The 16,159-nt window shown below is 40.7% G+C and carries 15 protein-coding genes; 4 read left to right on the forward strand and 11 right to left on the reverse strand.

The window, feature by feature from the left end; genetic code table 11:
• Positions 1–369 precede the first annotated feature (369 nt).
• From AACH28_RS14500 to AACH28_RS14535, 8 genes are all read right to left on the reverse strand, one after another.
• The gene (locus AACH28_RS14500; protein ID WP_341830827.1) at positions 370–3,141 is read right to left on the reverse strand and encodes a hypothetical protein; all 2,772 of its coding nucleotides are present in this window, start codon (positions 3,139–3,141) and stop codon (positions 370–372) included.
• Between the two features lie 65 nt (positions 3,142–3,206).
• Positions 3,207–4,283: a hypothetical protein gene (locus AACH28_RS14505; RefSeq protein WP_341830828.1), complete on the reverse strand. Its 1,077-nt coding sequence runs from the start codon at positions 4,281–4,283 to the stop codon at positions 3,207–3,209.
• Positions 4,267–5,082, reverse strand: coding sequence for a hypothetical protein (locus AACH28_RS14510; protein ID WP_341830829.1), 816 nt, complete (start codon positions 5,080–5,082; stop codon positions 4,267–4,269). Before AACH28_RS14510 ends, AACH28_RS14505 begins: the two co-directional genes overlap by 17 nt.
• Before the next feature lie 90 nt (positions 5,083–5,172).
• Complete coding sequence (locus AACH28_RS14515) at positions 5,173–5,760, reverse strand: hypothetical protein (RefSeq protein ID WP_070570047.1); 588 nt, start codon at positions 5,758–5,760, stop codon at positions 5,173–5,175.
• A 218-nt stretch (positions 5,761–5,978) separates the two neighbouring features.
• The gene (locus AACH28_RS14520; RefSeq protein ID WP_341830830.1) at positions 5,979–6,506 is read right to left on the reverse strand and encodes a hypothetical protein; all 528 of its coding nucleotides are present in this window, start codon (positions 6,504–6,506) and stop codon (positions 5,979–5,981) included.
• Between the two features lie 173 nt (positions 6,507–6,679).
• Positions 6,680–8,026, reverse strand: coding sequence for an IS5 family transposase (locus AACH28_RS14525; RefSeq protein ID WP_112373584.1), 1,347 nt, complete (start codon positions 8,024–8,026; stop codon positions 6,680–6,682).
• A 194-nt stretch (positions 8,027–8,220) separates the two neighbouring features.
• The gene (locus AACH28_RS14530; RefSeq protein ID WP_341830831.1) at positions 8,221–9,051 is read right to left on the reverse strand and encodes a helix-turn-helix domain-containing protein; all 831 of its coding nucleotides are present in this window, start codon (positions 9,049–9,051) and stop codon (positions 8,221–8,223) included.
• Positions 9,052–9,775: 724 nt separating this feature from the next.
• Positions 9,776–10,846 carry an endonuclease/exonuclease/phosphatase family protein gene (locus tag AACH28_RS14535; protein WP_341830832.1) on the reverse strand — a complete coding sequence of 357 codons (1,071 nt, stop codon included), beginning with the start codon at positions 10,844–10,846 and terminating at the stop codon, positions 9,776–9,778.
• Between the two features lie 281 nt (positions 10,847–11,127).
• On the opposite strand from AACH28_RS14535, the gene AACH28_RS14540 reads away from it, so the two are divergent.
• Together AACH28_RS14540 and AACH28_RS14545 are read left to right on the forward strand one after the other, a co-directional pair.
• Positions 11,128–11,418 carry a helix-turn-helix domain-containing protein gene (locus AACH28_RS14540; RefSeq protein ID WP_070570037.1) on the forward strand — a complete coding sequence of 97 codons (291 nt, stop codon included), beginning with the start codon at positions 11,128–11,130 and terminating at the stop codon, positions 11,416–11,418.
• 6 nt (positions 11,419–11,424) lie between these two features.
• The gene (locus AACH28_RS14545) at positions 11,425–12,681 is read left to right on the forward strand and encodes a type II toxin-antitoxin system HipA family toxin (RefSeq protein ID WP_070570035.1); all 1,257 of its coding nucleotides are present in this window, start codon (positions 11,425–11,427) and stop codon (positions 12,679–12,681) included.
• 63 nt (positions 12,682–12,744) lie between these two features.
• Here AACH28_RS14545 and AACH28_RS14550 read toward each other — a convergent pair whose 3' ends face one another.
• Positions 12,745–13,830, reverse strand: coding sequence for a mechanosensitive ion channel domain-containing protein (locus tag AACH28_RS14550; RefSeq protein ID WP_341830833.1), 1,086 nt, complete (start codon positions 13,828–13,830; stop codon positions 12,745–12,747).
• 284 nt (positions 13,831–14,114) lie between these two features.
• On the opposite strand from AACH28_RS14550, the gene AACH28_RS14555 reads away from it, so the two are divergent.
• Both AACH28_RS14555 and gldL read left to right on the forward strand, forming a co-directional pair.
• Complete coding sequence (locus AACH28_RS14555; protein WP_341830834.1) at positions 14,115–14,282, forward strand: hypothetical protein; 168 nt, start codon at positions 14,115–14,117, stop codon at positions 14,280–14,282.
• Between the two features lie 173 nt (positions 14,283–14,455).
• Positions 14,456–15,046, forward strand: coding sequence for a gliding motility protein GldL (gene gldL, locus AACH28_RS14560; RefSeq protein WP_407073648.1), 591 nt, complete (start codon positions 14,456–14,458; stop codon positions 15,044–15,046).
• Between the two features lie 175 nt (positions 15,047–15,221).
• Here the strand turns inward: gldL and AACH28_RS14565 are convergent, their stop codons facing one another.
• Positions 15,222–15,590: a Fic/DOC family N-terminal domain-containing protein gene (locus AACH28_RS14565; RefSeq protein ID WP_341830836.1), complete on the reverse strand. Its 369-nt coding sequence runs from the start codon at positions 15,588–15,590 to the stop codon at positions 15,222–15,224.
• Positions 15,591–15,729: 139 nt separating this feature from the next.
• Positions 15,730–16,137 carry a hypothetical protein gene (locus tag AACH28_RS14570; RefSeq protein ID WP_157698343.1) on the reverse strand — a complete coding sequence of 136 codons (408 nt, stop codon included), beginning with the start codon at positions 16,135–16,137 and terminating at the stop codon, positions 15,730–15,732.
• Positions 16,138–16,159: the final 22 nt, after the last annotated feature.

A 16,159-nucleotide genomic window follows, 5' to 3' on the forward strand; every position in this document is an offset into this window, starting at 1 on the left:
CGCCGGATGTTGATCTTTTCAATACCTACATTTTATTGAGCTACCTCTATCTCAAGACAGATAAACTTGAATGGAGCACCTATTATACCGACCTAGCGACTCCTGATTGATCTTCCCGGCATCAATCGCATAACGCAGATGCCGTTATTATGGTGTCGACGTCAAAGCTATCGCGATGACTTTATTGAAATCAGGTATGTAGGATTTTGTGGGCACTGACCTTCACCATGAAAAACATCTTAAAACCCTTACAGATATTGCTGAAAAATATCCTATACGAGAAATGTTAAAAACATCCCCCATTTTAAACCATTTACTGTTAGATCATATCAGCGATGTCAAGTCTCAGCATATCGCCGGATAGGAAACTTATTGTCCAAAGCGCTTGACATTGACCTTTTTTGACTTCACTTTTAAAACAAAAGGCTCAAGGACCAAGTCGGCATCCAGTTTTACCGTTCCCGATTGCGCCTCTTGATCGGTAAATACATTTGCCGGGAAGCTCGCATTATCCAAATAGAAACTATAGGTGCCCTCTGGCAGGCCAAACTCAAAATGTCCATCCTTATCGGTATGCATTTCGACGACCCTTCCGTTCCTGTCTTTTGCTAACACTTTGTAAATATCTAAATTCAGATCAGTCTCCAAGCTAAGTCCTTGGGTATACTCGACACGAACAGCTCCCTGTACCATTCCACCGCGCTGGAGCGGAATTTGGATTTCTAGATTTGACTGCTGTATCGCGATCACCTTCGAAACCGCCATATACTGCCCCTGCTTTGGCGAAAAAAACAAGTATGATCCATATGGTAATTTTTTAAAGGAAGCATATCCTGCTTTATCCGTTACAAACAAAATCCCTTTTACCGTAAAGCTATGGTCAGCCATCGGAATATCCCCTTTATCAAATATTCCATTAAAATTTTTATCCTGAAAACAGAAAAAACGCGCATTCCCGGTCTTGATTGCCGGGCGATCAAGATTTGATCCTTTTAAGTTCTGCCGAACACCAATCCGTAAATTATTAAAATCGTAGTCATATCCTGTTTTCATGACACTATAATTGTATTGAAAAATACCCGTAAGTAAGGTATTTTTCAGCACACGGTAATTCAGGCTCGCGTTCCCCCCGAAACTATTTCCATAACTGCTACTCAGATTCGCCCGGGCGTTGGCCGTCCACTGCAGTCTTTCCTGCAAAAGGGATCCGCTTACACGGGGTCCTAAAGAAAAACGGTTTCCAAACGAACGTCCTATTAAGAGTGCACTCACCAGATCCGAAATCTGAAAAGCACCTTGCTGGTAAGAAGCAGAAAGTCCCAGATTTTTATAATTGTAATTAACATCTGTCCGTACCGCAAAAAGTCCAGTAGCTTGATCGGTCATTGACACAAGCCCTGTCTCAGTGGTTACATTCAGGTTGTGCTGCAGGTTACGCGACCGCACATTCACCGTTGACAATAGGCGCCATGAGGTTGACTTCAATTCACGAGTGCCTGCGGCAAACATATAGGTTCCAATCTCACGATTATAGTTTGGCAACACGGATAGCGTCACAAATGAACTCAGGGGCATATACATACTTAAATCCCAGCGGGAAGATTGGCTTGCGTAATTGAGAAAACGTGTATTCAGGTAGCTTGGGTTATAGCGGTAAAAGGTATAACTTAGTGCCGCCGATAACTTACCCCAATTTCGATTTACACGTTCGACAAACTGCAAAGAACCACGACGATTACCTGTATAATAAGGAGAACTATAAAAATTATCGGAACTAAAACTCCATTTGGCAAAACGCTGATCCATTCGCATACCCAATGCCCATGAAGGCATGGATGAGTCCCGTCCTACTTGTTGGCCATTTTGGCTTTGAAGTCCAGCGGCGACAAAACCGCGAAGCACGGTGTTGCCTGCATATTTTTGTTTCAGAAAGTCAAAAGAATTTGCCCATAGCAGGCTCGTTGTACTATCCAAACCATTGCGATCGTAAAAAAGCTGACCTTCATAACGCCGGTGCTCAGGCTTATTTTCCCCCAACACCACCTTTCCAAAAGCTGTATAACCGGGGTCGCTGGAAGAGCTGTAATCCAGCAGATCCACAGCGCGCTGCAACAGGCCTATTGTAAAATTGGCGGCCCTTGCCGTATCGATATGGTCAAATTTGACGCCTCTTCCAAAGGCCGAAGCCTCCATACTTTCCTGCAAATTTCCGATCGTGTAGGTATTATTTCCTTTCTGAAAGGCTGCAAAAGTATTGCTTAAAGCAGGCCGGTCCATTCCACCCGTTTTAGTCAGATAAGCACTGTATCGAATCTGCCCATTGGCCAGGCGATATTCTCCCTCCGACCTTAAATAAAATGATTTTTGTTCACTTAGCAGGTTATCGAGCTGCAAATCAAAAAAATTACGCGAGTATGCGGCCAAATTCCCCCGGTTGTCAAATAATTGCTGGTAATTTCGATCGGCCGCAATATTGGATAAGAGCACCGATAGATTTCCAAACACATCGCCATTCTCGTATAAACCGGTGACATTAACCGTGTACTGCGCCCGGTTTAACATGTATTTCTCCACAGCAAAACGAAGTACCAAAAGCGTATCACGCCCGGCTGGAAGGAAAAGGTTCTGTTCCTTAAATTTGGTATTGCCGATTCGATCGGGAGAAGAAAACAAGATTTTGATCTGTTCGTCCGTTGTACCATTATTTATAACCCGTGTCCGGATAAAGATAGAGTCACCCACGTGCTTCAGATACTGCGGTTCCGAAACATCCTGCAAGATCACTGCTTTTTTGGGTGGCACATCGATAGCCATTGTCTTGTTGTCAACTATATGCCCCTGTGGATCCCGAAGCTGAACAACTACTGCCTGCCCCCTGAGCTGTGCAGGTGTCTGACTTTGTAAACGTTGGGTAATAAAGCGTTTTTTACCCGCAGGTACTGTAAATGTTAAACGATCCGAACCTAGGGCACGTAAACCCTGCGGCAACACCAACTTGAGCTCGCCCATAAAATCCTGCTTGCTGTTGTTGATCAGTTGCAGATCAATACTGTTGAGACCAGCCTCTAAGCGGAGCTGCTCCGGCAAAACGAGCTGCACCGACTTTTCCTGCTGCGCCCAAACGAACTTGACCAGCAGCAATAACAGCGCGAAGACTGTAAATCTAATCTTATGAGAAAAGCATTTAAACACGCGATGAAGTCAAACTATTGTGGGATCAATAAATAGAGGAGGGACACGCTATAGCTTCCAGATTTAGAAGCCGACACCTGATCAGCCGTCAGATTCGCTTTATACTCCACATTAAAGGTTTGCGCTTGCTTTTTATCCAACGAAGCCGCCGATACAGCAACTTGTTCCTGTGTCGTTAAAAATACTTTGGGGTTGGATCTTATCCTGTTTATTCCCGTTCCTGCAGTTAATTGAAGTGACAGTGTCGACAGCGGTAGTGTTCCGCCACCATTGCGAACAAGCTCACTGTCAACCGACTTAACGCGAAGCTCGTAGTCCGTTATAGAGTTCACGCGGATTGCATTTGCAACCAACGAACTTACTCCCTGCATGTAGTCTTTTTGTGTCGAAAACTGCAAGGTGGCATTAGCGGCATCCGCGGCAATCTCCAAGCTATAATCAGGCTCCATATCGACCATCCCACCGTCAGTCAGACGCGGCGGCAATTGCATTTCATAATTAATCTCCTGCGTCCCCAGCACTTTTCCGCTTTCACTATACAGGGTAAACAACAGAGGAATGCGGTACTTCAGGTACGTATATTGATCAGGACTTAGATAGTCGTCCAGGTATTTACCTTGCGCAACAGTCAGCGCACTATAAAGTTGGTATTGCTGGTAATAGTTTCCATTGGAGCTAATGGGTTGTTTCGCCCGATTAATCAGCAGCACATCGTTACTGTTTTGCAAAATAATCGGCGTACGGCTTGCGCCGATACCATCGAGACGAAAATTCGCTTCATTGTTGTCTCCGGTCCAGCGCAGACTGATCTTGTCGACGGGAAATGTATTGCCACTGCGATTCTTCCCACCGGCAATGGTCCGTATTGGAGCTAGCAGGCGCACGGCGAGCGACCAATTTTTCTCGTTTACATTGAGACCATTCAAATCAAATTGAAAAACATTGAATCGATCCGGCGTTGTTTTGCCCAAGTAGGATGTCACTTCGAAATAGTTGTCCGACCAGACTGAAAAACGCAATTGCGCAACAAGAGGTAAGGCTGAAAACAAGCCCCAAATCAAGAGTACTGCTATTTTAGTTCTTTGCCACATGTTTAAATTCCAATTCCGCGATCTTCACCACATCCTGATCGCCATAAAATGCCAATACTGAAACGAGGTAATTCCCAGATTTCAACGATTTGGGAATTGCAATATACTGTTTACGCTTATCGCCGGGCAAGCAGTAAAAATTAAGATTGTCCACCACTTCTTTTTCACCTGTTTCCTGATTTAAAAACTCGGCACGCAATCTTCCTTCCAACCAGATATTGCCGGTCACATCGTAACTGACCTCCAGAAACTGTCCAACAGAATCCACATCTTTATAAACCAGATTCGTAATTTCAAGATCCGGCGTTTCCCTCCCATTGAAACGATGATAAACTTTTACTCCCGAACGAACGGCCAAACGGATATTAGCTCCTTCCTGTTTTTCTCTCGCCCTGGGATTCAGCTGTGTCACAAAGAGCATCCCTGTGTGAATTGGCACCGCGGGGCTAAATTTCACATCCTTAGGCACCTGCATATTCAGTTGCAATCGTTTTGATTCACCGGGTTTCAGCGAGAAATACGATTCCGATACCGACAGCCAATTTGCACAGCTCGTCGGCAAGGTTCCCTTTGGACTCAATACATTATCACCATACTCGGAATAAGACCAGTCCTCAAAAGAAACACCCAGTTCGAGCGTATAATCTTTACTAGGATTGGTCACATCAACATATTGCGTTTGTGCCTGGCCGGCATCACCCACAAAATACAAGCGCGGCGGCCCAACGGTCAATCCTGTTTGAGAAAAGGCTACTGTAGCGATAAAAAGCAAAAAAAATGAGGCAATCAGGTTCTTCATAAAAATATATTTGGGATAAAAATACATAAAAAAGCAGGTATCTTCCGATACCTGCATCTATATGATTTTCATAGCGTAGTATAGGATCTACTAGTTTGCTGCAATAGTGTACACCACATCGATGGTATATTTTGCTTTTGTATCTTTACCACCATTACCCAACAATTCCTTTACTGTTGCTTCATTAAGTGGTTTACCGATATATTTTACATCCAACTCTTTGTTCAATACCGAAGCTTCTGCTGTACTTGTACTTCCAAAAGGACCGAATTCCATGTTGACATCTGTTGAAGCAGTTTTACCATCTACCTGAATTTCGATTAATTTTTTAGCATCGTACGTATTCGCACCATTTCCAGCTACTTTATTGAATTGTCCATTAGTCAATAAAGTTGCTTTTACTTTGTAACCAGAACCTACCGAAGACACTTTCAATTGTTTTGCAATCGATTTACTTACCCCGTTGGTATAGTCAGCTGCCTTTTCGTATTTCAAGGTTACTTCGTCATCATAACCCGATGTAACTGGACCATCTTGTCCTGCACCGCTACCAATTTCGATAGATTGAAAAGGATTCAATTCAACATTCACTTTTACCTTTGCTTGTGATTGAGATTGAGCGTTTGCTGCAGTTACTGAACCAACGATTGCTACTGCGAAGAAAGTAATTTTTTTCATTTTGTTTTTATAATTTAATATGACTTATTCGTTATTATTTATCCTCTTTGGACAAAACAAAAGTACAGCAGGAAATGAGGCAAAAAGTATGAATTTGAGTCCAAAAAGTATAAAAAAGGGAGCGCGTGAAATGTTGTAGCTGTACAGCTACAAAAGCTTGTAGCGTGATCACTACAGCGCGGGGTGTCTACGGCAAAAGAATTGAATTAAGGGGAATATTATCTTGTTTCGATGCTATACATAACATCATTTGTAAAAGTAACCGTGTTATTTTTTTCTACGTATTGCATTAAGTCGTCAGCTCCGGGACCAGTGTAGGTAACATCGAACAGTCCGTTGAGGGCGGGTGAATCTGAAGAAATGATGGTTTCCTTATTGGTAGAAAGGACGCTACTAGCTGTATTTACGGCTTGCCCTATATGAGTGGCAGTAGCTCTAACGCGAATCAATGGTGAGGGAATTTTTTCTGTCTGTGCCTGACCGAGCTTTATAAAATCTTGATTGGCCATTTTGACCTTCACTTCATAGCCCGACGTGCTAAATACCGAAAGATGTGCTTTTTGGATAGACTCAACGCCATTTTGATAATCGGCTAAGGTATGGTAGGCCAAGGTAACGATCGATTGATCTGGATTAATAACAAGATGCTGCACATCGTGGAGCTCAATATTCAATCTCACGCCAGTCTGTGCGAAGGCTGTACCTCCTAAAAGAACCAATCCCAAAAACAATATTCCCTTTTTCATAGCCTACTATCTTATCCTTACAATCGCATGAACCATCCATGATATTATGATAATCTGTCCTACAGCATCATTTCTTATTGAATCTTTATCAAATTTTGACGCCAAAAGAACGTGAATTTTCACCGCGTAAATATTTCATACGCTTTCGTTGCTTTACTATAAATAGTCGTTCCTTAACAAAACCCACTATTTAATTTATTTTTAAAAACAGGATTAGAAAACAGCATAATTTGTATCTTATAAAATAAGAAAATAATTTTCTGTTTCAGTAGTTCCATCATTTTCTTCATGTTCCAAGCGGTTGCAGCTAGTAATGCATTGATTTGTGGTCCCGTTTCTCCCATGAAGTAATTTTTTGCCAGCCTAAAATCGGTTTTTAAATGTCCGATGATAGGTTCTATTGCCGCTCTGGTTCTAAATTTTTTGCGCTTTGTCTGCTTTTGATAAGCAGTGTCTTTTTTTCTTGGAGTGCTTGGGATGGAGATTTTCACGCCCTTTATTTCTGATTTTCCTCTGCCACCTCTATCGTAAAGGAGTTCTTTTGGGAGCTTTTGACCACCGGTTTCCATCTGTTCCAAAAGTGGTTCTATGGTGTGACCATCGTAAGGAGTTTGCAAAAATGCTTTAATCCCGAGAATGATTTTCTTGCCTTTGTTGGCGGTGGTTATCAAACCTACCTTATTCCCAAATTCATACTGGCTATGCGCTTTTCCTTTGGCAATACATCGGGTAAAAGGCTTGTGAATGCTGTAAATTTTATCGGCATCGTTTCTTTTTTGTGTGACAACCTTGGTGTACAATGTCATTAAATCTTTATAAAATTCTTGCTGTTCTGCATTAAAATTCCGTTGCAATTCACGAATCAGTCTCATGGCGATGGTTTTGAGCTGTCTTTGAGATTTCCTTGCCGCTTTTGCCCGCTTGGGATGTTTTCCGTTGTAGGTGTTGCGCACCATTTGTTTGCTGACTTTTGTGTAGCGTTGTCTTTGTTTTATGCCTTCATTTCCGGCTATTTTGTTGCAATAATCAATCACTTTTTTGCACAATTTTGCATCGGTAGGAAAAGAGGTATTATTCTCCTGAACGGTAGTATCGGACAAAACAAAATTTGAGGTGTTCGTCTTGGCATCGTGCATTCTTACGCTGTAGGCAAAGATTTTTTCGATACCTTTTTCGCCAATTCTTTTTCGGAAATGAACAAAATTACTCGGGTCACAAGGAAATTCGTGTTCAAAGAAAACCCTGCCACAAAAATGCTGCATATAAGGATTCATGATCCAGGCTTTTTCCAACGTCTCATCGCCCAAATTATACAAATGTTTCAGTAGCAAACAACCCACCATAAACCGAATCGGATGGCTCGGATTGCCCACTTTGGAATACAAGGGCGAAAATTCTTTCTCAAAATAATTCCAATCTATTTTTTCTGAAAGTAGAACAAGTTCATGCTCGTGGTCAATAAAATCCACCAACATTGGGCGAAATAATTCTGGCTTCTTTTCTGGATTTTTCCCCAACATATTTGCAAGGTTTTAAAGCTCTAAGATACAAATTCTTGCAATAAAAAACAAGCTATTTTAAACCCAAAATACTAATAATCAGTAAATTATAGGTGGTTTAAGGAGAGACTAAATATACCTTTTATAAAAAAAACGAAAGAATAAGAACAATTCTTTTTAATAGGAAAACATGTAATATTTTTAATACAGAAAAGTTATTGCTGCCAGCGCTTACGGTATTCTGTTGGTGTGAGGGATGTTTCTTTCAGAAAAAAGGTACTAAAGTTATTCACGTCTGTATACCCTAATTCCCAAGCTACTTGTTTGATACTGAGTGAAGATTCCACAAGAAGCTTCTTACTGACACGGAGCAATTCTTTGGTGATAAGTTCTTTGGGTGTGGTACCCAGGGTCTCCTTGGTGAGATTGGTCAATTTTTTACTTCCTATATTTAATTGATCCGCGTAGAAAGCAACCTGTTTTTCCTTTTTTACATGTTTTTCAACAAGCTCCTGAAAACGTCGCACCAATGATACTTCCGTCCGCTGCCCCAGCAGTTCGCCCGATCGACGATCTTCTGCATATATAGCCGCCAGAAGCACAATCTGCTTCACGATATTATGTGCCAAATCCCGATAAATTGCCTGATTATAATTCTGCTTAGACAGTTTCAGCTGCATGCCTACAAATTCATAGTAGGTCGCGTATTCTTTGGGCACGCTAAGTGTTCGATAGGTATATTCACTTCTGTTAAATGACTTGAAGTTTCGAAGGAAGGCCGTATCAACCTCGGTACGTGCAAAAAAACTTTCCGAAAAATAGATAATCAAAAATGGGCGCTGTTCATTTGTGTTGGCTTCGATTTGTATCCCGCGCGGAATCAAAACTAGACTATATTCCTCAATCTCAGCGATCTGTTTATTGATCTGCATGCTACAGCCGCCACTTGACACAAAAAGAACGACATAGTTCTCTTTTGCTGTTGCATCCTTAATTTCCGAAGACTCCCGTTCTACACCAATAACCCGATGAACTCCAAATTCCATAATAATTATTTACCGCATGTAATGCCTGAAAAACATTTTACGTGCTTAGGCGTGAAGCAATTTAGTAAATAAATCCCGAACACAAAAACTCGCCTCATATTGTATCACAGTTTTATCTGTCTTCATTTTCAAAGCAACCTTATGGTAAGGAAGCAGGTATTCCCGTCATCAGAAGCACATTTCATACATTATTTTTCACAAATTATAATTGATAGATCAGCCTCCAAAAGCCACTAAGTGTTTTTTCTTGGCCACTAAGAGGCAACCCCACAGCCATACCGATAGCCAATTTGTTGTTAAGTCCTAACTTAATCTGGGGATGCAAAATTGTTCTTATCTCATCGGAAGAAATTTCCTGATTGACCTCAATACCGATAAAATGGTCTGTCTGTCCTTCTCCCCCTTCCGCGCGCCAAGATCCCGTACAAGATCATTATATAAAGGTTCGGCATGATGTACTTTATCGGGCAGGGATTTATTTTCTTGGGCAAGGCCAGCAACTGAAGTGACGAGGGCACATATAAATAAACATGCGCGCAAGCACCGAGATGTAAGTTTATTGTTTTCCATATCACAAACCTCGATGTGAAATATGGAAAGACTTGGGAATGTTCTTTTCCTGCTTCAGTAAAGAAATAGCAAGGTATAATTCCTTAAGATATATTGATCATAAGCCCGACCAAACATACAATAATGCAGCGCAAAATGTTGGCACGATTAACCGTTAACACCGATTGTCACTTTCTTCCTCTTTTCCATCAGCAATCATCGCATTGACATCGGCCATATCACCGGCTTCCAAATGTTCAATATCTTCCGCCTGCTCATCGGAGTAGCGATCGATAAAGAATGTACAGCCCATCGGAAAATGATCGGACCCAACAGAAGGATAGATAAACAATTTGTCGATAAATACGGTCGGACTATGAAACAGCAGGTCCAAAGGCACTCTGAAAAACCAATAATTGGCATGAAAGGTGGAAAGAATACCTCGCCCGATGCGTGCATCAATCAATTTGCTGGTTTTTTTGAACAAGAGCGAAGATTTGGCCCAGGCTACATTGTTAAAGTCTCCTGTGACAACGACTGGCATTTTATAATCGCGTACCCGCTTACCCACACTGAGCAGATCACCATCCCTTTCTTTGGAGTTTTCTTCTTCTGTCGGACTTGGTGGTGGTGGATGAACAGCAAAAAAGATAAAACGATGCTCATCGGCTGTTTCCAATTCTGCTTCAATACTGGGAATATCATCTGCTACAAAATAATGCACCTGACATTTGTTAACCTTCAGATTGGTGTAAAAATGCATACCGTAGGTATTGTCCAGGGTCACCTTCTCAAAATTGGGGTAATCGCTTTCCAATATACGCAGTGCTTTTTCCCAATCAGCATCACTTTCCATGGTCAAAAAGATATGTGGCTTTTCTTTCTGAATCAGGTCAATAAAGCGATCATAAGCCGTATTGAATTGCAGCACATTACAGGAGATCACTTTGATACTATCAGATGCATCCTTGCCCTTTTCATATTTTTCGCGACGCCAAAATTTGGTGTAACGTATCAATAGATAGGCGTGGTATACAATCAGCGCCAGCTGTCCCCCCTGCAACCACCATATCCACGAATCTTTCCCCACGAGATAAAACCCCATTGCCAAAGCCGGCACCTGAAACACCAGCAGTTGCAGCTTCACAAATTCAGCTACCCGAAAGATCCAATGCTGGCTTTGAAAAAAAGGTAACACACTCAGTAAAATCAATATACTGGAGAATATAACATAGAAAATCAGCATATCGCTAACGCTAACATTTTAAACAAACTTAAATAAATTACACTTATTTTTCAACAGATTATCATTTCTCTATCGCTACTTAGCTATTATAGCCCCTTTTGCAAACTCTCCTGATAATCCACCCTTGTCCTGGCTAGCGCATTCGGGAAGTTCGTGTGGATATACGCAATCATTTGTTCCCGAATATAACAGCTTAGATAAAACAAAGCTAAAAATAAAAAATGATTGCTATTTCAATCATTTTAACTACTTTTGTTTATAATAGCGAACAAAAATAATATATGAGCTCTAAGAAACAAATCATTTTCCCTAAGTTAGCCAAACTTATGGAACAAGTAGGCGAAAATATTAAGTTAGCAAGAAAGCGTCGTAAATTAACAACTATTCAAGTTGCAGAGCGAGCTGGAATTGCGCGTTCAACCTTATACCTTATTGAAAAAGGAGATACAAGCGTCGCATTTGGCGCATATTTAAATGTGCTCCGGGTATTGGGGCTACAAAATGATGTATTGCAATTAGCAGCAGACGATGATTTAGGAAGAAAACTACAAGATCTCGAATTATTAAAGTAGCAATCAATGGCACACAACAAGTTTGATATATACGTATATGCGCACTGGAAAGGGATGGCGGAGCCTAAACTTATAGGGACCCTCTCAGCACATTTTGCTAAAGGTAAAAAGGCATTCAGTTTTGAATACGATAAAATATGGTTGAAATCGGAGCAACTTCAAATCTTAGACCCTGAAATACAGTTTTTTTCAGGAACACAATATGCTAGCGAAAAAGGAAACTTCGGTATATTTCTAGACAGTATGCCCGACACTTGGGGGCGAACACTCATGAAAAGACGCGATGCTCAGTTGGCAAAGGGGCGGAACGAAAAGCCTCCCTTCTTATATGATATCGATTATTTATTGGGGGTTTATGACGAGAGCCGTATGGGAGCACTACGTTTTAAAACAACTAAAGACGGTCCATTTTTAGATGATAATAATCAAAAGCCAACTCCTCCATGGTCATCGGTAAGAGAGCTGCAGCACGCTGCTGATCGGCTCGAAAATGACGAAAGTAACGACGATATAAAGGAATGGCTTACGATATTAATGGCTCCCGGATCTTCATTGGGAGGAGCCAGACCTAAGGCTAATATTTTAGATGATAATAATGAATTGTGGATTGCAAAATTTCCCTCTAAAAATGATATTTTTAATAAAGGTGCATGGGAATTTTTGTCGTACCAACTTGCCACTGGAGCAGGTATAACAATGGCTCCATCCAAAATGGAAAGGATATCTGGAAATTATCATACCTTTTTTACGAAACGATTCGACCGTAAAAAAAAAGATCGTATCCATTTTGCTTCGGCAATGACTATGACCGGCAATAATGAAGACACAATTCGTGACAATCCTGCGAGCTATCTGGAAATTGCAGAATTTATACAAACACATGGAACAATGATTGAAGAGAATTTGCAACAGTTATGGAGAAGGATTGTTTTCAATATTGCGATATCCAATACCGACGATCACCTACGAAACCACGGTTTCATTTTAACAGATGAAGGCTGGATTTTATCTCCAGCGTATGATTTAAACCCCTCTATTGAAAAAAATGGTTTATCACTGAATATCGATATGGAAAATAACGCGCTGGATTTTACCCTGGCGATAAGTGTGGGGGAATTTTTTAGACTTAATTCCACTCAAATGAATAGTATTATAGGTGAAGTACTGGAAAGCGTAAATCAATGGGAAAATGTTGCAGATAAGATTGGCATATCAAGAGCAGAAAAAGAATTAATGAGTAGAGCATTTAAAACACATTTCTAGATCATCCATCACCTACCCCTACTATTTTCAAGAGACCATCATTTATCAAGCGCTCCTCAGCTATTAAATACCCAATTGATCGCTCTCCATATAATCCACTCTTGTCCTGGCTAGCGCATTCGGGAAGTTCGTGTGGATATACGCTATCATCTCCTCGCGGATAAAACAACGCAGGTCAAAAGCTTGCCCCGAATTGCGGCAGCTCATCAGACATCGGATCTCCATGGTACGCTCTTTAAAATCAGTTACCTGAAGCACATTGACTTTACCGTCCCAAAGGGGGTGTCCGGTAAGTAAGGCTGTCAATTTCTCACGCAATAGCTGCACAGGTACGGTAAAATCTGTATAGATAAATACAGTACCCAATATTTCAGAAGTCGTACGTGTCCAATTTTGGAACGGTTTTTCGATAAAATAGGTGATGGGCAATACCAAACGGCGTTTGTCCCAGATATTGACTACTACGTAAGTGAGATTGATTTCCTCCACACGCCCCCATTCCCCTTCAACAACCAAGACGTCATCCATTCGGATAGGCTGTGTAAAAGCAATCTGAAAGCCAGCAAGTAAATTTCCCAAGGACTTCTGTGCAGCAAAACCGATGATAATACCGCCAACCCCCACTCCCGTGAGCAAACCGGCGCCGATCTTTTGCATGCTATCAAAACTTAATAGGATTATCGCAAGGGAGATCACGATGATCAGGGTGACGACCACTTTTCGTATAAAGACGATTTGCGTTCTAATCTTTCGTTCGCGCAGGTTATTCTCCTTATTGATATCAAAACGATGATAGAGATAATCTTCAAAAACCTTAATCCCCTGTATCAGCACAACAGCAAAGAAACTGACCAATAAAAGTTCATTGGTTTTGGTCACGACGCGGAGGGTCCTTTCGTTAAATTGGGCAAAGGGAAGTAAACTGTTAAAGACAATTAATGGGATAAATACACTCAGCACACGGTTAAAGCGACGGATAAATGAACGGAAAAGGGAATACGATTCCTGTTCAATGGCCTGCCTGCGCAATAAAGGAATAAATATCAGCTTAATCAAAATACCAATCAAAAATGAAAATAGAATTAATGCAATATTCCAGAGCCATGCGGGCCATTTCTGTGAAAGTTGAATTAATGTTTCGTTCATCATACTGTTCTTTCTTTGTGTTAACACTTGTCTTTATTAAAGTATAACTGCTCAGCAGGGTTAACGTTTGTTTTATTTTGAAAAAGATTGGCTAAATAAACAGCAAAGAATACGGCCATGCACTTTGCTAAGCACACGAGTGTTGATGCGCCATAATAAAAAGGCATTCACAATACCAAAAATCAAGAATTCTTCAAAATAAAAATTAAAAAAAACAGTATTACACAATAATATAAAGTGATAAAACAAAAAAAACCAATAATAATAAGCATAAACGGAAAAATAAAATGAAAAAAAAAGAGCAATTATATGCTAAAACAAAAGAGACGGAGGCAAAAAGAAGCAAAAAATCAAATAAAAATAAATTTTCACCAAAAAAAACAAATAAAAAACAGATTAAATTTTGCAAAAACAATAATATACCCTATATTTACAACACCTTAATAGGTTTATAATTGGTTATTTAAAGGTTTTCATCTCCCCGATTGAAAACCTTTTTTTTATTTTATATTTAACCATCAAAAAATATGTTCTTTGAACATTCTTTACAGCAAAATCCAATCAATCTCTAGCAAATCACCACAAATATGTCCAAGAATTTGATCCCCTTAACTTAAAGATTCTACATATCGGTGGCACCACAGCCAATTATATGATCGGAATCGGTTTGGCTGTAGAAGCCTTCCTATTCTTTCTAATGGGCTTTAATCCCCCTCCTGCAGAACCAGACTGGACATGTGTCTATCCTGAATTGGACGATAATTTTACTGGGCTGCGTGATTTCAGCGAAAAAGTATCTGTTATGAATAAGCTTTCAGATGTTTCACTTGCGACAGGAGAATTCACCAATAGGCTCCGAACAGCAACGTCTAAGTTTGATAACCTGAGCCTAGCGTTTGAAAAAGCTTCGCAAAACCTAGTCGCCATGTCGAATACCTCTGGCGATACGTCCAATTACCACGAACAGGTAAAAAGTCTAACAACCAACCTAAGTCAATTGAATGCAATGTACGAGCGTGAACTACGCGATTCGGCCTCACATTTACAATCGATGAAAAAGTTTTATGAGAACCTACGCTTTACTATGCAAAACTTCAACGAATCGCTGGATGATTCCAAAGCATTTAAAGATGAAGTGGGCAAGCTTGCGAAAAACCTCAATGCCTTGAATGCCATTTATGGCAACATGTTGAGCGCGATGAATCAGCCGCGTGTGTAATTAATTCTTGTATCACTTAAATCAAAAACAATGGCATTAAGAAGAGAAACTCCAAGACAAAGGATGATCGTATTCCAGACCCTATTGCCAAGTTTGCTGGTAAAACAGGCGGTTCGATGGCTACTGTGCGGAAAACTGGCTAACGATGCGATACATGCGGATAAAATAATCGCGCTCAATGATTTCCCCCATTGGATAGATAATGATACCCATCCCACAGTGCTTCGCGATAATTTAAAATGTCTTTAGCAGCTCCCTGTGCCTGTTGCTGCTGAGACTCACTGAATGCTTGATACAATTCATCGTCTGTCGTAAAGATATTTTCTATCGCACTCGAAGCCTTAGCCTCTTGCAAACTAATGGAATTGATTAAAATACCCTGGTTTGGTATGACAATACTTCGCCCCTGTAGACGGCCTATTGCCGCTTTAGCATTTCCCAGTTGCTCATATATTTCGACAGTCTGATAGTATTCGGGAGCTATCGGCAATTCAGGAAGCCCATTCCATGGCGCTGCTCTATCAGGGTTAATCCTATATGTCATATACGAATATACAAAAAATGAACCTTAAAAACCAATACATTTTAAGGTGAACACTAATTTGAGCCTCACTCAAATATAATTTTATAACTATTGTTCACCTTAAAAACACTCATCTTTTAAGGTGAACAATAATTTGAGCCTACTTTCTCCCCCTCCACCAGATCCAATACCCTAGCACAGCTAGTAAAACTGCCCCTATCGCAAAGATTTGAGTTGATACGACTTTATTTTCCCGCTTCACATATAAATCAGAAGCCGCTGCCGCCTCGCTGTTTACACGCTGAAGCTGCAAATTCTCTTCAGTTTGTTTTATGTTCGACTGCTCTGCGAAAAGTCTTCCGCCCTTAGCCCATAATCCGCTATCCGGCTGAAACCAAAATGGACTATCCGTACTAAAATACCAATAGGAAGATAAACTATCCTGCTGCTTCTGATGATAGGCCAGATCCCAATGTTCATATTGATTATAACGCTGCGTGGATTTCTCTTCCAATTGCTTTTTCCCTTGGAAAACGCTGCAACTGATGATTACAGCAGTGCTTATCATGAAGAGGAAAAAAACTAGGCTT

It is taken from the genome of Sphingobacterium thalpophilum (assembly GCF_038396785.1).
In the GTDB taxonomy this organism is placed as follows: Bacteria; Bacteroidota; Bacteroidia; order Sphingobacteriales; family Sphingobacteriaceae; genus Sphingobacterium; species Sphingobacterium thalpophilum_A.